This is a genomic window from Geomonas silvestris, from assembly GCF_014193515.1.
Lineage (GTDB): Bacteria > Desulfobacterota > Desulfuromonadia > Geobacterales > Geobacteraceae > Geomonas > Geomonas silvestris.
Window position 1 is genome coordinate 531493 of record NZ_BLXX01000001.1, and the last position, 20304, is coordinate 551796.

General features: G+C 65.8%; 12 protein-coding genes. 4 read left to right on the forward strand and 8 right to left on the reverse strand.

Annotation, left to right across the window (positions count from 1 at the left end):
• Window positions 1-13 precede the first annotated feature (13 nt).
• Window positions 14-5623 (forward strand): SdrD B-like domain-containing protein, encoded by a 5610-nt coding sequence (locus GMST_RS02250; protein ID WP_183352974.1) that lies wholly within the window; start codon window positions 14-16, stop codon window positions 5621-5623.
• A gap of 128 nt (window positions 5624-5751) precedes the next feature.
• On the opposite strand, the gene GMST_RS02255 is transcribed toward GMST_RS02250, so the two are convergent.
• Window positions 5752-7683 carry a PAS domain-containing sensor histidine kinase gene (locus tag GMST_RS02255; protein WP_183352975.1) on the reverse strand — a complete coding sequence of 644 codons (1932 nt, stop codon included), beginning with the start codon at window positions 7681-7683 and terminating at the stop codon, window positions 5752-5754.
• A 527-nt stretch (window positions 7684-8210) separates the two neighbouring features.
• On the opposite strand from GMST_RS02255, the gene GMST_RS02260 reads away from it, so the two are divergent.
• Window positions 8211-9854: a methyl-accepting chemotaxis protein gene (locus GMST_RS02260; protein ID WP_183352976.1), complete on the forward strand. Its 1644-nt coding sequence runs from the start codon at window positions 8211-8213 to the stop codon at window positions 9852-9854.
• Window positions 9855-9959: 105 nt separating this feature from the next.
• Here GMST_RS02260 and GMST_RS02265 read toward each other — a convergent pair whose 3' ends face one another.
• Entirely contained in the window at window positions 9960-10595 is a 636-nt protein-coding gene (locus GMST_RS02265) for a flavodoxin family protein (protein ID WP_183352977.1), read from the reverse strand.
• Window positions 10596-10972: 377 nt separating this feature from the next.
• Here GMST_RS02265 and GMST_RS22375 point away from each other — a divergent pair, with 377 nt between their 5' ends.
• Together GMST_RS22375 and GMST_RS02270 are read left to right on the forward strand one after the other, a co-directional pair.
• Window positions 10973-11101 (forward strand): hypothetical protein, encoded by a 129-nt coding sequence (locus GMST_RS22375; protein WP_281379871.1) that lies wholly within the window; start codon window positions 10973-10975, stop codon window positions 11099-11101.
• 120 nt (window positions 11102-11221) lie between these two features.
• The gene (locus GMST_RS02270) at window positions 11222-12985 is read left to right on the forward strand and encodes a L,D-transpeptidase family protein (RefSeq protein ID WP_183352978.1); all 1764 of its coding nucleotides are present in this window, start codon (window positions 11222-11224) and stop codon (window positions 12983-12985) included.
• 146 nt (window positions 12986-13131) lie between these two features.
• On the opposite strand, the gene GMST_RS02275 is transcribed toward GMST_RS02270, so the two are convergent.
• The 6 genes from GMST_RS02275 to GMST_RS02300 form a co-directional block, all read right to left on the reverse strand.
• Window positions 13132-14334, reverse strand: a complete 1203-nt coding sequence (locus GMST_RS02275) for an aldo/keto reductase (RefSeq protein ID WP_183352979.1) — start codon at window positions 14332-14334, stop codon at window positions 13132-13134.
• Between the two features lie 214 nt (window positions 14335-14548).
• Window positions 14549-14791: a hypothetical protein gene (locus GMST_RS02280; RefSeq protein WP_183352980.1), complete on the reverse strand. Its 243-nt coding sequence runs from the start codon at window positions 14789-14791 to the stop codon at window positions 14549-14551.
• A gap of 226 nt (window positions 14792-15017) precedes the next feature.
• On the reverse strand, window positions 15018-16568 hold the full coding sequence (locus GMST_RS02285) for a DHA2 family efflux MFS transporter permease subunit (RefSeq protein ID WP_183352981.1): 1551 nt from the start codon (window positions 16566-16568) through the stop codon (window positions 15018-15020).
• 43 nt (window positions 16569-16611) lie between these two features.
• Window positions 16612-17712 (reverse strand): HlyD family secretion protein, encoded by a 1101-nt coding sequence (locus GMST_RS02290; RefSeq protein ID WP_308936480.1) that lies wholly within the window; start codon window positions 17710-17712, stop codon window positions 16612-16614.
• 60 nt (window positions 17713-17772) lie between these two features.
• On the reverse strand, window positions 17773-19035 hold the full coding sequence (locus GMST_RS02295) for a TolC family protein (protein ID WP_246399165.1): 1263 nt from the start codon (window positions 19033-19035) through the stop codon (window positions 17773-17775).
• Window positions 19036-19229: 194 nt separating this feature from the next.
• The gene (locus GMST_RS02300) at window positions 19230-19862 is read right to left on the reverse strand and encodes an NAD(P)H-dependent oxidoreductase (RefSeq protein WP_183352983.1); all 633 of its coding nucleotides are present in this window, start codon (window positions 19860-19862) and stop codon (window positions 19230-19232) included.
• Window positions 19863-20304: the final 442 nt, after the last annotated feature.

Here is a 20304-nt window from a genome sequence, read left to right on the forward strand (position 1 = left end):
ATACCGCGCCCCCATGGGTCCCATCCCGCAGAAACCGGTCTGCAACGGCGTCATCGGCGACTTCGTCTGGAACGACCAGAACCGCAACGGCATCCAGGACGCCGGCGAGCCGGGGATCGACAACGTGCGCCTCATCCTGAAAGACCCCGGCGGCAGCGAGCTCACGAGCACGCTGAGCGGCCCCAACGGCGCCTACCTTTTCACCGGGCTGTGCGCCGGGAGCTACACCGTGAACGTCGACCAGGCGACCCTCCCCGCCGGGTTCGTCCCCTCCCCCCTCTACCAGGGGGGTGACGCCACCCGCGACTCGAACCCGAGCGGCAGCCAGGTGACCCTTGCCACCGGGACCTCGTCGGAGCGCAGCATCGACTTCGGCTACAACTCCCCCTGCACCGGCGCGATCGGCGACCTGGTCTGGCACGACCAGAACCGAAACGGCTTCCAGGACCCGGGGGAGCCGGGGATCAACGGGGTGCTCGTGAACCTGCGCGACCCGGCCTCCGGCAACCTCCTCGGCGCCACCACGACCAACGGCAGCGGCAACTACCAGTTCACCGGGCTGTGTGCCGGGGGCTACCGGGTCGAGGTGCTCCCCCCCGCCGGTTTCGCCCCCTCCCCCGCGCTTGCCGGGGCGAACCGGGCGGCCGACAGTAACCCGAACCCCGCCGAGGTCACCCTCCCCGACGACGTCACCAGCGACCCCACGGTGGACTTCGGGTTCAATACCCCCTGCACCGGGTCGATCGGCGACTTCGTCTGGCAGGACCTGAACCGAAACGGTATCCAGGACGCGGGGGAGCCCGGCCTGAACGGGGTGCGGGTCTTTTTAAAGGACAGCTTCTCGAACCTGGTCGCCAGCGCGAGCACCACCGGCAACGGCTTCTACCAGTTCACCGGGCTGTGCGCCGGCAACTACCGGGTCGAGGTTGACACCGCGACCCTCCCCGCCGGCCTGGTCCCCTCGCCGGTCGAGCAGGGGAGCGACCGCGGCGCCGACAGCAACAAAAGTCCCGCACCCGTGGTCCTCGACAGCGACGCGAGCCAGGACGCCACCATCGACTTCGGCTTCAACACCCCCTGCTCCGGGTACATCGGTGACCTGGTCTGGCTGGACGCCAACCGCGACGGCATCCAGAACCCCGGCGAGAGCGGGATAAACGGCGTCACGGTCCTCTTGAAGGACGCCGCCAACACGACCATCCAGACGACCAGCACCGGAACCGGACCGGTGGGGCAGCAGGGTTACTACGGTTTCTCCGGGCTGTGCGCCGGCAGCTACACGGTCGAGGTGATCACCCCGGTGAACCTCGAGCCCTCGCCGAGCCTCGCCGGTGCGGACCGCAGCGTGGACAGTAACGGCAGCCCCGCCGCCGTCTACCTCCCGGCCGACAACGCGGTGGAGCCCACCATCGACTTCGCCTTCAATCCCCCCTGTTCGGGGACGGTCGGCAACCTGGTCTGGGACGACGCCAACCGGAACGGGATCCAGGAGGCAGGCGAAGCCGGGATCGACGGCGCCACCGTGAACCTGCGCGACGACTCCGGCGTCCTGGTGAGCTCCACCACCACGGCCGGGGGCGGGCTCTACCTGTTCTCGGGGCTCTGCGCCGGCAGCTACCTGGTCGAGGTGATCCCCCCCGCCGGGCGCGCCCCCTCCCCGACCCTGGCCGGGAGCGACCGGAACCTGGACAGCAACCCGAACCCGGCCCCGGTGCTCTTGGCCGACGATTTCGGCTCGGACCTGAGCGTCGACTTCGGCTTCAACACCCCCTGCAGCGGCGCGATCGGTGACCTGGTCTGGCACGACACCAACCGCGACGGCATCCAGGGGTCGAGCGAGCCGGGGATCGCCGGCGCCCAGGTCACCCTGAAAAACGAGCAGGGGACCGTGATCGCCGCGACCAGCAGCAACGCCTCGGGCGGCTACCGGTTCGGCGGCCTGTGCCGGGGGAGCTACACGGTCGAGGTGGCGACACCCGCCGGCTTCGCCCCCTCGCCCACCCTGCAGGGGAACGACCGCGGCCTGGACAGCAACCCAGTTCCGGCGCCGGTCTTCCTCGCCGACGACGCGAGCCAGAACCTCGATACCGACTTCGGCTTCAACACCCCCTGTACCGGGGCGCTCGGCGATTTCGTCTGGAACGACCTGAACGGAGACGGCATACAGGACGCGGCCGAACCGGGGATCGCCGGGGTGGTGGTAAACCTGCGCGACGGGCTCAACACCCTTTTGCGCACCACCCAGACCCTGGGAGACGGCTCCTACCGCTTCCTCGGCCTGTGCGCCGGGGAGTACCGGGTCGAGGTGGTGCCGCCGGCAGGCCTTGCGGCCTCGCCGGTCGCGGCGGGAGGAAACCCCGCCCTGGACAGCAACCCGAACCCGGCGGCGGTGACCCTCCCGCAGGACAACGCCTTTGACCTCACCCTCGACTTCGGCTTCTTCCGCGCGGTCCCGGGTCTCGGCGTGACGGCTTCCTGCCTGAACGCCCCGGCACCCGGCCTGCCGATCACCATCTCGGCGACCGTCACCAACACCGGCAACGAGCCCCTCACCGGGCTCAGCTGCTCGGACAGCCAGGGGAGCCAGTTAGCCGGCGTCCCGACCACCCTCGCCCCCGGCCTCGGCCTCACCCTGACCGGGAGCTACCTCCCGGCGGGAAGCGGCTCCAGCGACACGGTGACCTGCAGTGCCACGGGGGCCCTGGACCAGGGGAGCGTCTCGGCCTCCTCGAGTGCGAGCTGCGGCATCGTCAGCGCACCCGCCTTGACCCTCACGGCGAGCTGCACGAACGCCCCGGCCCCGGGACTCCCCGTCACCGTGAGCGCGGTTTTGACCAACAGCGGCAACGAGCCCCTGGCAGGGTTTACCTGCACGGACGGCCAGGGGGCTCCCCTCTCCGGCGTCCCCACCCTGCTTCTGCCGGGGGGGAGCGCGACGGTTTCCGGCAGCTACCTCCCGGCAAGCGCCACCTCGAGCGACACCATAAGCTGCAACGCGCGCGGCACCATCAACGGGGTCACGGTAAGCGCCGAATCCAGCGCCAGCTGCGGCACCGACGGCACGCTCTGCCTCCGGGTCAAGAAACAGGTGAGCACCACCTGCACGGTGACCGGCGGCAAGGACAAGCACTGCAAATCCGACGAGATCAAGGACGAGCACTGCAGGCGCCACGACGCCGATCCCCGCTACTGCCGGGACTCGGCTTCGACCAAGACCGGCTACTGCCACGAGGTCTCCCGCAAACAGGCCCACTGCGCGGGTTCCGAGACCAAGGCAAGCCACTGCGCCAAGACCGACTGCGACAAGAGCTACTGCGAGCGCCCCGACCTGGACAAGGACGACTACTGCAAGATCCCGGCGGTCCCGGTCTGCGTGCCGGTCTGGCTCGATGCCGACACCCCGGAGAGCGGCGCCCCGGTAGTACCGGTAGTGAAAACCGGGACGGACAGCGGGGATGACCTCTTGAGCAAGCTCTCCGGCGGCTCGCTTGCCGACAGCATCCCCGGCTGGCTCGCCAAGATCCTGCAGGCCCTGTCGCGCGACGACAGCGACCAGGCCGACCTGAGAGAGGCAACCGACAGCGAGGCGACCGCCTCCCTTAAATGCGACAGCTCCGAGTACTACCAGGGGCACCAGCGCCAGTCCGGGCTCGCCTTCCGCTTCATCGTGGAGAACTGCGGCACCAGCGAATTGACCCAGGTCACCCTTAACGACGCCCGGCTCGGGATCTCCGGCTATGAGGTGGGGGCACTCGCGGCCGGTGCCAGCATCACCATCGGCTCCGACGCCATAGCGAAGCTCTCGCAGCCCGATTTCACCTGCACCAGCTCCTTCGTGAACACGGCGTGGGTGACAGGCAGCGACCTCTTCGGGCGCAGCGCGAGCGCGAGCGACGACGCCTTCGTCTTGTGCAACACCAAGAACTGCAGCTTCACCCTGGGGTACTGGAAGAACCACCCGGGGAACTGGCCGGTGACGAGCCTCAAGCTGGGGAGCGTGAGCTACACCCAGAGCCAGCTGCTGTCCATCTTCGAGACCCCGGTTAGCGGCAACGGGCTGATCATGCTGGCCCAGCAGCTCGCCGCGGCCAAGCTGAACCTGGCCAACGGCACCCAGCTCCCCGCCGCGCTGCAGCAGGCGATGGCAAGCGCCGACCAGATGATCGGGTCGCTGGCGGTCCCCCCGGTTGGGAGCGGCAGCCTCCCCAGCCCCCAGACCAGCGCCTTGGTGCAGACGCTGGACAGCTACAACAACGGCAGCTACCCCGGCGGTCCGAGCCACTGCGGCGAGACCCAGCCCCCGGGGTGCACCGGGGTGATCGGGGATTTCGTCTGGAACGACCTCAACAGAAACGCCGCCTACAACACCGGCGAGCCTGGGCTTTCCGGGGTGAAGGTCACCCTCAGTAACGGCAAGAGCACGACGACCGACGCGACCGGTCACTACCAGTTCACCGGCCTTTGCGCCGGGAGCTACCAGGTGAAGGTCTTCCCGCCCTGCGGCTTCCAGCCGACCAGCGCCTCGACGGTGAGCGTCACCCTGTCCGGCAGCGCCTCGACGAACCTCTCCGCCGACTTCGGGATGGCCAGGCCGAGCGTTTCCTGCAGCGGCAAGATCGGCGACTTCATCTGGAAGGACCTCAACAAAAGCGGGATCCAGGACTGGGGCGAGCCGGGGCTCCCCGGCGTCACCGTCTCCCTCGGTAACGGCGCCTCCACGACCAGCGACGCCAACGGATACTACCAGTTCACCGGGCTGTGCGCCGGCGAGTACCAGGTAAGCGTCGGTACCCCGACCGGCTACACCCCGAGCCCGGCCTCCCAAGGGAGCAACAGCACCAAGGACAGCAAGGCAAGCCCCACCAAGGTGTCCCTGACCAGCAACACGAGTTCGGTGCAGAACCTCGACTACGGCTTCTACAAGAGCGCGGCCCCTTCCTGCACCGGGGTGATCGGCAACTACGTCTGGAACGACACCAACAAAAACGGCCTGCAGGACTGCAGCGAAAAGGGGATCGCCGGGGTGGTGCTGAGGCTCAGCAGCGGCCAGAGCGCCGTCACCGATGCCGACGGACACTACCTGTTCACCGGCCTTTGTGCCGGAAGCTACACGGTGAGCGTCGTGACCCCCGAGGGGTATCTCCCCTCCCCCACCCTTAAGGGGGGAAGCCGCGCCTCGGACAGTAATCCGACCCCGAGCGCGGTAAGCTTCGGCGACAACCGCGGCTCCGACCTGAGCGTCGACTTCGGCTTCTGGAAAGTCCCGCAGCCCAAACCGGGGCAGAGCCAGGGGTGCAGCCTCGGCTACTGGAAAACCCACAGCGCCAACTGGCCTGCGGCAAGCCACGGCTACGACAACTTCGACAGCGTCTTCGGGGTGAACGCCTTTAGCCCCGACATCACCCTCTTGCAGGCGCTGAGCCTTGGGGGTGGCGGGCTCTACAACCTGGCGCGCCAGGCAACTGCGGCGCTGCTCAATGCCGGGGACGGCAGGCTCAAGGGGTTCCCGCTTTCGGCAAGCGAGCTCAAGGGGGCGGTGGCGGCCGCCGTCGCGGCGGGGAGCTACGATCCGCTGGCCGCGACCCTCGAGGGGTACAACAACCTCTCCTGCCCGCTCAACTAGTTCGCGACTCCCTCGGGCGCTGCCCGGATAAAAAGAAAGGGTTGCCAGCTCCACGCCGGCAACCCTCTCGTTTTTTCTGCGGCACCCCCCACCCGGAGTTTGCCTGGTACGGCGCGTCCCCCCTTGTTTCAGACCTCGATGGAGAACTGCGCGCCGGCTGCGGTGTTGCAGACGGTGAGCCTGCCGTTCATGTTCTTCTCGATGATGTTCTTGGACATGAAGAGCCCGATCCCGCTTCCCTGGGGCCCCTTGGTGCTGAAATGCGGTTCGAAGATCTTGCCGAGGTGCTCGTCGGGGATGCCGCCGGCGTTGTCCTCGATGGTGAGCAGCGACCTCCCCTCGCGCACGTCGATGGTGATCAGCACCCGGGGTTCCGCGATCTCCCGCGCCTCGAAGGCGTCCTTTGCGTTACTGAGGATGTTCACCACTACCTGGGAATACTCGCCGGGATAGCCGTACACCACGCTGTCCGCCCGCTGGCTCACCTCGACCTGAGCGCAGCGGCTCTTGAAGGCCCCCTCCATGAGCTTGGTGGCGGCGGCCACCACCTCGCTCAGCCTGAAGTGGCTCTTTTCCTTGTCCGGCTTGAAGAAGTTGCGGAAGTCGTCGATGGTGCGCGACATGTAGAGGATGAGCTCCATGCAGCGCTCGCTGGTCTCACGGATCGCCTCCCGGGTCGCCTCCTGGGTCACTTCCCCGCCGTCCTCAATGAGGGCGAGCCCCTGGATGTTGAGCCCCAGCAGGTTGAGGGGCTGGCGCCACTGGTGCGAGATGTTGCTGAGCATCTCCCCCATGGCCGCAAGCCGGCTCTGCTGCAAGAGGAGGTGCTCCTTTTCGTGGAGCTCCCCCAGGGTGTTTTCGAGCTGCGCCGTCCGCTCCAGCACGCGATGCTCCAAAAGCTCGTGCGCCTGGCGCAACTGGTCCTCGGCGTTCTTGCGCTCGGTGACGTCCCGGGTGATCCCGGCGATCAGCTCGACCTCCCCGTCGGGTCCGATCACCGGGGTAAAGATGTACTCGTAGATGCCGTAGACCCCGGTAAGCGGCGCCTTGAACGGGACCTCCCCCTTGATGGGGCGCCGTATCCGGATGATCTCCCGGATCTCGTTCATGTGCATGTCGTGGTGCCACTGCTGGTACCCCAACTCAAGGCAGGTCTTTCCCACCACATCGGGGAGCTGCATCCCCAAGACCTCGAGAAACCTGCGGTTGGCGTAGAGAAAACGCCCCTGGCGGTCGAAGACGTAGACGAAGTCGGGAGTGGTGGCGGCAACCCCGTCGAAAAGGCGCACCTGCTGCTCGTAGCGTTGCTGGATCCGGATGCGCTCGGTGAGGTCGATCAGGCAGGAGATCACCACGAACTCCCCCCCCACCTCGAGCAGCTGCGCGGAAAGCTGGGCGCTGAAGGGCTCCCGGGATTTCCTGAAGAACTCCTGCTGCCAGCCGTTTAGTTTCCCCCTTTTGCGCAACTCCGCGACAAAGGCTGCGGCCTGGGCCGAGTCGGGCCAGATACCCAGGCGCCGGGCGGAGCGCCCCAACACCTCCTCGCGCTGGTACCCCACCATGGAGCACCAGGCCTCGTTGACATCGAGGTAGGTGCCGTCCTCGAGCAGGGTCAAGGCGATGGCGGCGGGGTTGGTGGCGAAGATCTTGGCATACCGCTGCTCCGAGAAGCGCAGCGACGCCTCGACACTCCTCTGGGCGGTGACGTCCCTGCTGAAGCTGACCACCCAGGCCACCCGCCCCGCGGCGTCCCGAACCGGGGAGAGGCTGTGGTGGAAGAAGATACCCTCGCGCTGGTCCTCGAACTCGAGCGGTTCCCCAGTCTCCAGCACCTGGCGGATCTTCTCCATGCGGGAAGCGCCGAGCTCGGGAGGGAGGAACTCCACGGGGGACCGGCCGATCATCTCCGCCTCGGACCTGCCCAAGCGCCTGAGCGCCGCGGGATTCGCCAGCCGGATCTTCCCCTCCCGGTCGAAGAGCCAGATCGCCTCCTGGGTGGCGGCGTCGAGGATCCCGCGCAACATCGCCTGTTCCGTCTGTACTGACTCTTCCGTTTCCACGGCCACTCCTCCAGGTCTCCCGCCGAACCTGCTTCCTTACCGGATCTTACAGAATTTGGCGCGGGATAGGAAGCAAAAACTGGCGAAGTTGTGAACATTTTCATCAATGTTTCTTCCCGGAGCGGACGGGCGGGCGCCGGGCACCGACGGCGGTTCAGCCAGTTCGGCACGGCGCCTCCCCTAAAATTACAATCCGTTTATGACAGCCACAGCAGGAGGTGCTCATTATGTACGAAAAAGAGAAGGAGCTCCTTAAACCGCGGGAACACGCCCCTACCTGGGATGCGATCCGGCTGCGCAGCAGGAGACTGGTGGTCGAGTAATCCCGACGCGGCTTATCGGACAAACCGGAACCGCACCCCTTACCCGTGATGCGGTTTTCCGGCATCCCCGATAAAACGCCTCACAGATTCCTACAACCAGCTAAAATGGCTAAACTTTTCTCGTTGGCCGCCGACAAGTGGGGATACCGTTTACCCAAACGGTACGTTTTTCAATGTTGTAACAGTGCCAAAGGGAGGATGCCGATGTCGTTTGCGGATTTGAAGATGAGCCTGAAACTCGTGTTGCTTTGTTCAGTTGGTATCCTGGGGATGCTGATCATCGGGATAACCAGCACCAACAACCTGACCCGAACCACGCACCACCTGCAGGAGCTCAACGATGGCATACACCAGGTGGTCGACTTCGCGGAGTTGAAGAACCGCCTTTTGACCACGCGGCTGGACGTGGTGTACATGATGTCCCTGGAGGATGAGGCGAAGCTCAGCGAAAAGCACCAGGACATGAAGCTGCAGCTTGCCAGGATCACCGATCTGGTGGGGAAACTTGAGGGCGGAAAGCTCTCGGACCAGGAGAAAAGGCTCCTCTCCGACTACAAAAACGGCGCCGAGGCGTACGCCGCGCAGGGGGGGAAACTCGCCGAGCTCCTTTTGTCGGCGCACCGCGGGGGCGACAGCGCCGCGCTCAAGGAGGCGATCACCTTCGGGGTCCAGCAGGTCGCGCCGCTTTACCAGAAGCCGGCCGAGGCGATCGACGCACTGCAGAAGTTCAACATCGCCGAGAGCGAGCAGGCCTACCAGTCGAGCAGCACTGCGGTGCGGCGCGCCATCGGGACGAACCTGGCGATCGTCGCGCTCATCCTGGCCGTCTCGCTTGCGGTCGGGGTGCTGATCAGCCGTGGGATCACCGGAGCCGTGGCCAAGGTCTTCACCGCCATGGCAGCCATCGCCGACGGCAATCTCACCGTCGACCCCGGCCTGCGCTCCAAGGACGAGATGGGGATGCTCGGGCGGGAGATGAACCTCATGCGCGACAAGCTCTCCGGCATCGTGCGCCGCCTCTCCGACAACAGCCACTCGGTCTCCTCCGCCGCGGTGCAGATGCACTCCACCGCCGAGCAGATGGCGACCAGCAACGAGGAGCTTGCCAGCCAGGCGACCACCATCGCCACCGCCTGCGAGGAGATGTCGGCGACCTCCCAGGACATCGCGAGCAGCTGCCACCGGGCCGCCGAGGACTCGGCCCACGCCAACGACGCGGCGCAGCAAGGGGTCCAGGTGGTAGAGCAGACCCTGGGGGTGATGAACCGGATCGCGGTCAAGGTGAAGGCATCCGCCGCGACCATCGAGGGGCTCGGTGCCAGCTCGGACAAGATCGGCGCGATCGTGGAGACCATCGAGGACATCGCCGACCAGACCAACCTCTTGGCCTTGAACGCCGCCATCGAGGCGGCACGGGCCGGCGAGCAGGGGCGCGGTTTCGCGGTGGTCGCGGACGAGGTGCGGGCGCTGGCGGAAAGGACCACCCGCGCCACCCGGGAGATCGGCGAGATGATCAAGACCATCCAGACCGAGACCCGCGAGGCGGTGAACGTCATGGACGAGGGGGTGCAGGAGGTCGAGCAGGGAACCTCGGAGGCCGCGAAGTCGGGTACCGCGCTGCAGAAGATCCTGGAGCAGATCGGCTGCGTCACCCTGCAGGTAAACCAGATCGCGGTGGCTGCCGAGGAGCAGACCGCCACCACGCTCGAGATCAACAAGAACGTCCAGCAGATAACCGAGGTCGCCAACCTGACGGCCAGATCCTCGCACGAGGAGGCGGCCGCGGCCAACCAGCTGGCCCGGCTTGCCGAAGACCTCAAGGGGATGGTGCAGCAGTTCCGCTGCTAAAGAGTTGCGGGGTCGCTAACAAAAAAACGGCACGGGTCTTTGGCCCGTGCCGTTTTCGTTCCTGCGCCAGCCGCGTGGGCGGCACCGGCCGCCGCGCCGGGGGTTTTAGTGGATGAAGTTGAAGTAGGTCTTCGGCTCCTGCTCCGGGGCCGGGACCGCTCCCTTGCCGTGCTCGACCAGTTTCATAAGCCAGGCCATGTTCTTCCCGAGGACCCGCATGATCTGGGTCCCTTCGCTGTCCTGGTGCACCTCGCCGGGGCGGGTGCCGTGGATCACGTTCCAGTAGTTGGAGGTGGGGAGCAGCATCTCCGAGTAGAGCAGGTAGTTGTTGAGCTGCTGGAAGGTCGGGAGTCCGCCGGAGCGGCGTACCGCCACCAGCGCCGCCCCCACCTTGTGGCGGAACAGCCCCCCGTTGGCCCCGCTTACGTAGAAGGCGCGGTCTAAAAACGACTTCATGGTGCCGGCGATGGCCGAGTAGTAGACCGGGGAGCCCAGGATGATGCCGTCGGCCTCCTTCATCTTCTGGATCCACTGGTTCACCTTGTCGCCGGGAAGCACGCACTTCTCGTTGCGGTTTTTGGCGCACTGGCCGCAGGCGATGCAGCCGCGCACCTCCTGCCCGCCCACCTGGAGGATCTCCGTCTCGATCCCCTCGTTTGCCAGTTCCGCCGCCACCAGGCTCAGCGCCTGGAAGGTGTTTCCGTCGTTCTTGGGACTGCCGTTTATTGCCACTACTTTCACGCCGGTTCCTCCTGTTGATAGATGATGTCTCAATGTGAAGCTACCCTTTTGAAATAGTTTGGGCTACATTCGCTCATACGTGCCTATTGGTCAATAACGAACTTACCGGTAAGGAAAGCTCCGCAGCACTCTCCCGCCGTCGCAGGCCCATGAAGCCCGCATCCCCTCCCGACTTTTCTGGCATAGGCCCGTTGCACACTGGCACAGGCGGCTCCGCTCTCTTTCAGCGCGCCTTTTACAGCGGCTTGACACAGTCTTCATCTCGGCTTATAAAAGAGCGCTCAAGTTTGTCGGAACAATGCCGATAGTACAGGCAGCCTGAAAACACAGCCCCGAAAGAAAAGCGAAGCTGTCACTTCTGCTTAGGAGGGATTACCGTGCAAAGCCTGACCGAGACGCTTCCGAACACAACACCGGCAAAACCGACGACAACAGTTCCCCTTGAACTGATCATCACCGATCCCAAGCTCAGACTGAGCCTGCTGTCCCAAATCGTCTCAAAGTAACTGGGACCGGCCGGTTTTGCGAGAGGATCGCTCTCTCAACCTTGCTGCCGTGCGCACTTCCGCTGCACTCTCCCCGCGCTGGTAAACGGACAACTACATCCAAGTGGGAACCGAAGCACGATGCGCCTCATCGTTTTAACCGTCCTTTTCCTCGCCCTCGGCAGTTCGCCCGCCCTCTCCGCCTCGCGCTCCGACGCGCTCATCATCCTGAACAACCTGATGGAAGAAGGTGCCGCCACCCGGCACCCGGAAAGCTTCAAGGTACTCATCGAGACCTATTTCTCGGGGGTGAAGTGCCTGGAGGAGAAAAAGCCCGAGCTGGCGGCCAAGTATTTCGCGCTGGTCGAGAAGTACGGAAAGATCCTGGCCCCCTATTTCCTCACCCTGCAGCCCGGCCAGCAACTTATCACCCCCTCGCGGCACAAGCGAGAACCAGTACCTGCGCAGCCGGCCTTTCCGAGCCCGGGCCCGGCAGCGCCCCAGGCGGCCCGGGAGAGCGGGGCTGACCTCGCCGCCGCGGCGGCTTTGCGGCAGGCCTTGGAGCCGGTCCCAAACGCCGCTCCGGACGCGCCAAAAGCTGCTGCCGCTCCGGCACCCCGCCTCGCTGCAGCACCGAAGCTGCCGACCCCCGCCGCCGCGCTGACGCCGCCTGTTGTTCCCGCGCCGATTGTTCCCGCGCCTGCTGCGGCACCCTTAGCGCGCGTCACGCCGCCGGCAGCGCCCGTGGTTCCCGCAGCGGCAACTGGCGGCCAGACAGCACACGCGGTGCAGCCGGGGCAACCGGAGAGCCGCCCCCACGAGGGTGCCGCTCCAAAAACCTCCCCCGAACCCGCGGCAGGATCTACAGCGCCCCTGCGCTCCCTTGCCGTCGCCCCAAGCCTCCCGCCAGCAAGGCCTCTCGCCGCTCACCCGGCGCCGCAAGCGGCTGCCCAGCAGGCAGCCCAACCGGAAGCCTCCTGGCCGGGCAACGCCGCGAGCCAGGAGGAGGACGAGGACGGCGTCGTGGACGACGTCGCTGCCGAGGGGACCGGCGAGGACGCCTCGCGCCCGGCGCCCCAAGTCGCCGGCAGCATCATGGGGGGCGAGACGCTCTACCGGGTGCGCGCCAACGACACCCTGCTGAAGATCGCCGCCCGTTTCAAGATCAGGCCGCACCTTTTGGCGCGCCTGAATCGCCTCACCACCAGCTCGCTTTTGCGCGAGGGACAGACGCTGCGCATCGTGAACCGGCGCATCGTGCCGTACCCATTGGACGAGGGGCTCATCATCAACATCGCCGACTGCACCCTGTACTGCTTCAAGGACGGCAAGCTGAGCCGTACGGTGCCGATCGCGGCCGGCAGGGCGGAGCTGAAGCAGAACCGGTCCTGGCAGACCCCGCTGGGGAGCTTCAAGGTGGTCGACAAGGTGAAAAACCCGAGCTGGCGGGTCCCCGTCTCCATCCAGAAGGAGATGGAACAACAGGGCCAGGAGGTGAAGACCCTGATCCCCCCAGGGCCTGCGAACCCGCTGGGGAAGTACGCCCTGCGCACCTCGCTCCCAGGCATCCTGATCCACGGCACCAACCGTCCCTCCTCCATCTCGAGCTACAGCAGCCACGGCTGCATCAGAGTCTCTCCCGCGAACATCGAGCTCCTCTACAACGAGGTGCCGGTGAACACGGCGGGAAAAATCGTCTACCGCCCGGTCAAGGTAGCCGTCAGCGCGGGGAAGACCTACCTCGAGGTACATAAGGACATCTACGGCAAGATCGAGGACCTGGAAAAGGAGGCGCGCAACCTCATCGAGGAAGCGGGAGGCGGCGCGCCCATCGACTGGCGCAAGGTGCGGCGGATGGTCAAAGAACAGACCGGCGTGGCGGAAGAGGTCACCAGGACCCGCTAGCAGGAAGGTGCGCCGGTGGAAGCGGCGGTTTCCGGAGTAAGGAGCGCTGGCGGGGGCATCTCGCGCAGAGGCTGCCGCCGATCCGCGACCGGCGGCAGCTCCCTAGAGGCGGGCGCTCACATCAGGTGGTACCCTATTGTCCGGGGTTATTCCGGGCGTTTTTGGAAGAGCTGTTTTCCTGCCGCCACCAGGTCCTTCATCCAGGGTCCTTCGAGCTCCGCGGCGACCTCGGCCAGCAGCTCCGGGATCCGGATCTGCTGGGGGCACTTCTCGAGGCAGGCGCCGCAGGAGATGCAGTTCGAGGCGTAGGCCGGCGTGCTGCGCAAAAGCTCGTTACTCATCCTGAGCGCGTAGATGAACCGGGCCTCCTGCACGTTGCCGAACATGTGCGACTTGTTAAAACAGTCGAAGCTGCCGGGGATGTCCACCCCCACCGGGCAGGGCATGCAGTAGCCGCAGCCGGTACAGCTCACCTTCATAAGTCCCTGGTAGGTCTCCCCCACCCTCTCCACCAGAGCGAGTTCCTCGGCGCTCAAGCACCCCGGCAGCGCCCTTTCGGCAATCGCCAGATTTTCCTCGATGTGCGCCTCTTCGTTCATACCCGACAAGAGCAGGGTCACCTCGGGATGGTTCAGGACCCAGCTTAGGGCCCAATCCACCGGCGTGCGGCGCAGCCCCGCCTCGTCCCAGATCGCCTGAACTGCCGCCGGGGGGACCGGAAGTCCCAGGTTCCCGCCGCGCAGGGGCTCCATGACGATCACCCCCAGCCCGCGCTCGGCCGCGTAGTAGAGCCCCTCGGTGCCGGCCTGGAACTGCTGGTCCAGGTAGTTTAACTGGATCTGGCAGAAGACCCACGGGTAGCCATCCACGATGCGCTTGAAGTCAGGGGCCAAACCGTGGAACGAGAACCCCGCGTTGACGATACGTCCATCGGCCTTGGCCCGGTCCAGAAACTCCGCCACACCGTGCCCCACCATCTTGTCCCAGGAATTCCCGTCCAGCGCGTGCACCAGGTAGTAGTCGATCCGGTCCGTCCCCAGTTTCTTCAGCTGGGCGTCCAGGAAGCGGTCCAGGTCCGCCGGGCTCTCGATGAGCCAGGAAGGGAGCTTGGTGGCGAGCTTCACCTTGTCGCGGTAGCCGTCCTTGAGTGCCTTCCCCACGATGATTTCGCTCTCGCCGCCGTGGTAGGGCCAGGCGGTGTCGAGGTAGTTCACCCCGCGATCGATGGCGGAACGGATCTGGCGGATGGCGCGCGCCTCATCGATCTTGCCGTCCTGCATGGGAAAACGCATGCAGCCGAAACCAAGTACCGACAAGCTGTCGCCGTTAGGCATCGTGCGGTATTGCATAGCAGGCTCCTTGTAAAGGCGATAGGGGCATTCGGCCCCGAAACCGCGGGCGTTACTGGGGGCACCCGGGCTTGGTGCATCATAGCCAGCCGCCGCTGCAAGCACAATACCTGTTTAGGGGAAAAACTTGCCTGTTACTCCGAGAGAGCGGGTCACTGGTCCGTTGCGCCGGCACCCAGCCAGCACTCCCCGCGCCGTCATCCCGCCTGCTGGTTCACCAGTCCCCCCACCGGGTCTGGTGGCGGAACACGGCCAGCGCGAAGGCGTTGGGATCGCCCATCGGGGTCGCGCGCCAGCCGTCGACCAAACGATGCTTCCGGGCGAAATCCCGCCAGAACTCCTGCCTCTCGCACCAGTCCGCGAGCGCCCGGAACCCGTCCGGGGAGAGCACGTTGAGATCCGTCAGTGAGGTGAGCTCCTGGAAAAATTGGTCGATGACCGGTCGTGTTATCTGCATGTTGCTCGTCCTTTTTTCGGGTGCGCTGTCGGGTTGATAGATCACCGTCGTCAGGAAGACATCTGATCGGCGTGATGAATTACCGGTGGTCGTTACAGCCCACAGCCGCCAGGCACCAGGAACTTCAGGGGAACAGCTGTCTCCAACGGAGAACATCCGGCGGCACTATTTCGCGCCAGGTTTTTTCTCCGTGCACTTGGTGGCTCCGTGGCAAATGTTTCGCTCCCTAGTGCGCCGCCACCGCCGCAGCGCCCGGCTTGGGACGCTTGATCAGCAAAAGGAAGGGGATCACGGCGAGAAAGGCGAAGCCGAGCAGCCAGAAGACCCGGTTGAAGGTCAAAAGCGCCGCCTGCTGCTGCACCATCCGGTAGATGCTGGCAAGCCCCATCTTTCCGGCGAGCTCGCTCTCCATGCCGCGCCCGATGAAGCTTTGGGTGAGCCCCGACAGGGTCTGCTGGAACTGCAGGCTGAAGCTGTTCACCTGTGCTGACAACGTGTTCTGGTTGAACTGGTTGACACGCGCCAGCAGGGTCGAGGTGGCCGCGATCCCGACGCTGCCGCCTATGTTGCGCAACAGGCTGAACAGCCCGCTGGCGTCCCCCATCTGCTCGGGGGTCATCTTGCTCAGGGTGAGCGTGGTGAGCGGCACGAAGATGAGGGCGAGTCCCACCCCCGCCACCAGGCGGGGCCAGAGGAAGTCGTCGTAGGAGACCCCCAGCGAGAAGCGCTGCCACAGGAACATGGACCAGGCCGAGATCACGAGCCCGGCGCAAACGATCTTGCGGCCGTCGTACCTGCCGACCGCGAGCCCCACAAACGGCATGAGTACCAGGGTCGCGACACCCCCCGGCGCCATCACCATCCCGGCGCGCGTGGCGGTATAGCCCAGAAGCGACTGCAGGAACTGGGGGATCAGCATGAGCGAGCCGTAAAGGCCGAACCCCACCATGAACATGACCAGGTTTCCGGCGGAGAACTCCAGGTTCTTGAAGAGCCGCAGGTTCACCACGGGATGCGGGTGCCTGAGTTCCACCACGAGCAACAGGACGAGCGAGATCACGGTCACCGCACTCATGGCCACGATGAAGGGGGAGCTGAACCAGTCGTCCTGCTGTCCCTTGTCCAGCACGATCTGCAGGGCTCCGATCCCCAGCACCAGCAAGCTGAGCCCCCAGTAGTCCACCTTTTCCCGCGCCTTCCGGGCCGCGTAGACCGGGTCGGAGATGACGCTCCCCACCATGGCGAGGGCCATGAGCCCCACCGGGAGGTTGATGTAGAAGATCCAGCGCCAGCTCAGGTTGTCGGTGATCCAGCCGCCCAGGGCGGGGCCGATGATCGGCCCGAACATCACCCCCACCCCGAAGATGGCGTTCGCCATCCCCTGCTCCGCCGCCGGGAAACTCTCCAAAAGGATCGCCTGGCTCATCGGGATGAGCGCTCCCCCGGCCGCCCCCTGCAGGATCCGGAAGGCGATCAGGGTGGCGAGGCTCGGGGCCGCGCCGCAGAGAAACGACGAGAGGGTGAAGAGCGTGATGCAGGTCATCAGGAAGCGCTTCCTGCCGAAACGGCGCGCCAGCCACCCGGTCATCGGGAGCACCACGGCGTTACTGACCATGTACGAGGTGAGCACCCAGGTGGCCTCGTCCGCGCCCGCGTTCAGGCTCCCCTGGATGTTGGTGAGCGCCACGTTGGCGACCGAGGTGTCGATCACCTCCATGAGCGCCGGCAGCATGACGGCAAGCGCGATGATCCATTTGTTGGTTGTTGACTCTTTCATAAAATCCTCGCGGGGCGCGCCCCGATGGCGGAAAGCGGCTCGCTCAGGAGAGGTGCAGCAGATCCCTGACGATCGCGGTGCTGGAGCGCGGCACCTGGATGCTGGGGACCACGCTCATCCCGACGCGCAGGAGGTGCTCCGGGTCGCTCGAGCGGTCGATGGCGATCTTCACCGGTACGCGCTGCACCACCTTCACGTAGTTGCCGGTGGCGTTCTCCGGCGGCAGCAGCGAGAAGGCGGCGCCGGTCCCCGACATGATGCTGGTCACGGTGCCGGTGAAGGTCCGCCCCGGGTAGGCGTCCACTCGGATCTGCACCTTCTGCCCCGCCCGCACTTGCCCCAGCTGGCTCTCCTTCAGGTTCGCGGTGATCCAGGCCTCCGAGAGCGGCACCACCGCAAGGAGCGCCTGGCCGGCCTGCACCCGGTTCCCCACCTCGACCGATTTGCGGGTCACGTAGCCGTCGGCCGGCGCGTAGACCCTGGTGTAGGAGAGGTTCAGCGCCCCTTCCTCGACCTGTGCCAGCTGCTTCGCCTCGCGCGCCCCCTGCCGGCCGGCCCCGGCGAGTCCCAGCGCGGCCTGGGCCTTTTTCAGGCGCTGCTCGGCCTCGCGCACCTGGGCTAGCGCCACCTCGCGGTCGGTACTGCGCCGGTCCAGCTGCTCGCGCGGCATCACCTCTCGCTCCACCAGGGCGCTCGCCCGCTTCAGGTCGAGCTCCGCCTGGGCCAGTTGGGCCTTGGTGCGCTGCAGTTCGGCCCTGGCCGCTTCCACCTGGGCCAGGTCCCCCGAGGTGTCGTTGCGGGCCATGTCGAGTCCGGCCCGCGCGTCGGAAAGCCGCACCGCGAAGTCGCGCTCGTCCAGGGTAACGAGCAGGTCCCCCTTGTGCACGAACTGGTTGTCCTCCACCAGCACCCGCGCGACGGTGCCGGGAACCCTGCTCGACACCGAGTGGATGCGCGACTCGACGAAGGCGTTGTCGGTCTCCACCACCTTCTGGGACTCCACCCAGTACCAGCCGCTCCCGATCACAGCCGCCAGGAGCGCGACGCCCCCCAGGATCCGGGTCACCAGTTTCTTGCTGTTCTGCAGCGCCGCCGCCTCTTCCTCCACGACGCCCCCTTCTCCCGCCTCGAGTACCTCTTCCATCGTCATCTCCTCCTATAGTTACCTTTCGTGATCTCTGGGTTTATCCTGTTTCTGCCGGTGCTAAAGCACCCCGAGCGCCTTCTGCACCCTCGCCTGGGCCACGCGGGCGTCGAAGCTCGCCTGGAAAAAGTCGCTCCTCGCCTGGGTGAGCAGGGTCTGGGCGTCGACCACCTCCGTGGAGGTCCCCATCTGTTCCTCGTAGCGGCTGCGGTTCAGGCGCAGGTTCTCCTCGGCCTGCCCCACGGCCGTTTCGCTGGTCCCGATCCGCTCCAGGGCGACCTTCAGGTCGTTTTGGGCGGTCTGGTACTCGAGAAGCGCCTCCTTTTCCGTCTGGCGCAGCTTCTCCTCGCTGCGCGAGCGGGATTCCACCGCCTGGCGCAACCGCGCGCTGCTGGCAAAGCCGTCGAACAGGTTGAAGCGGAGCCCCACGGTGGCGGCCATGATGACCGGTTCGTTCAGGTAGCGGTTCTGGGTGTAGTCGGCGCCGGCGCGCAGGTAGAACTCGGGGCGCAAGCCGCTGCGGGCCTCCGTCACCTCGGCGCTCGTTGCCGCGACGTTGGAGCGCGCCGCCAGGACGTCGGGGCGTGCGGCGAGTTCCCCCTGAGCGGCGGGCGTCGCCAGGGTTAGGGCCCGGTCCTCGAGCGTGGCTCGCGCCGCACCTTCCCGGCCGGTCAGGTGGTTCAGGAGCAGCCAGCCGTTCTCCAGCCGGCGCGCGATGTCCAGGCGCCGCTGTTTCGAGTTGGCCAGCTTCACCTCGGCCTGCAGCACGTCGTTTCTGGTCACCACCCCCTGGCTGTACTTGCTGCCGGCGTCTTTTAGGTGCCCCGCCATCTGGCGCACCTCCTCTTCGGCTGCCGCCAGGAACTTCTCGTTCTCGAGGATCCCGTAGAAGGCCTGGACCACCTCGAGGAACACCTCCTGTTCTTGGCTGCGGTACCCTTGGCGCGTCGCCTCGCTCGCGGCCCGGGCCCGTTCCAGGCGCGAGGACGTGCGGCCGAAGTCGTAGAGGGTCTGCTCGATCCCCAACGAGAAGAAGCCGTAGTCGGCCTGCTGGGTGGGGGCGGAGAAGCCGCCTACCGACATCCCCTGGGCGTCCAGCTGAGCGGTATAGCCGCCACTTACGTCGACGCGCGGCAGGTAGCCGCTTCCCGCGACCCGCTCGTTCTGCGCGGCCACCCGGCTGTCGTAGGAGGCGGCTTTCAGCGCCTGGTTGTTGGCCGCGGCGCTCTTCAGGCACTCCGGCAAGGTAAGCTTCTCCGCGGCTGCCGAAGTCGCCAGCGCCGCCCACATAAGCGCGGCGATCGTCACAGTTCTCATCTTCATCCTCATCCCCTTCTCTGCAGCACGTGTTCTCAGGACCGCCCCCGCACCTGCCGGGCAGACGTTCCCTAGTCGTCGTTCGATCTGCCGTCGCCGCGGTAGCAAAAGGCGACCAGCGCGACCAGCACCCAGACGGCCAGCGTGGCCGCCACTATCAGTTTCATGACCATCTCGTTTCCTTGTCCTTGGCCCACCCCCTAGAAAAGCTGGGCAAGCCCGATGAGTCTCCTGCGCTCTTCCTCCCGCACCCGCCCCTTGGCGGCACCCGGGTGGTCGCCCCCTTCCAGGAGCACCGTGGTCTGCCGCGTCACCCCCAGGAAGTTCAGCACGGAACCGAGGTAGCCGGCCCCCAGGTCCCGCTCGTTCCCCAGGCGGTGCGGCGCCAGGGCGTGCAGGTGCAGCGATTTCTTCTGCTCGGCGTGCAGCACCCCTTCAGCGCCGAATTCCGTCACCCGATAGGTCTTTTCGACCTCGCAGATCGCGTCGATGTAGTACTTGAACTCGGCCGGAAAGAAGAGGTTCCAGCTCGGGGTGACGAAGACGTACTTGTCGCAGGCGATGAACTGGTCCGCGAGCCACCAGATGCGCCCCATCTTGCGCTGTTCCTCCGGGCTCAACTGCGGAAGCCGGGCGCCCTGGGCCAGCTTCTCGCGGGCTGCAAGGACATCGGCATCGATGTGCTGGATGTTGTCGCGGTACAGGTCGAGGGAGTAGATCTGGTCGCGGGGGTTCCAGCGCAGGTACTCATCGAGAAAAAGCGCTCCCAGGGTGAGGCTGCGCGAGCGTTCGATGGGGTTTAGGTTGCAGGTGATGTAGAGCAGGTTCGCCATGGCGGGTCTCCTTGTTGGTGACAACGAGGTTCCCTATTGCCAGCGCCGTGCCAGCCAATGAGACCGCCATGTTTCAGCTGGTTAGCAGCGTGGGTCCAAGAAATATCACAACATGCCACGATTAGCATTGCGGTATGTTGTGATCGGAAGGTATATTGCGAAATATTGTGATTGCTGGTGTCGCCCCGCAGCCAAGATTTCCGTTTGGCGGTAGCGCGACGAGAGATTTCTCGTAAGGGATGCAAGCGACACTGCCGCTTTTCGCGTGAAGAGCACAGAATCCCTCTAAAAGAGGGAAGCTCCGGGCTTGCCTGCAACGCATTCCCCAAGTTGTGGGAATCCCCCCCTCTCCCTGCGGGAGGGGGTCGGGGGGTGGGGGAAGCCGCCACGGCCAAAGCGGCCAGTCACCTCCGCGGCAGCCACTCTTAGGGCGGTACTAAGG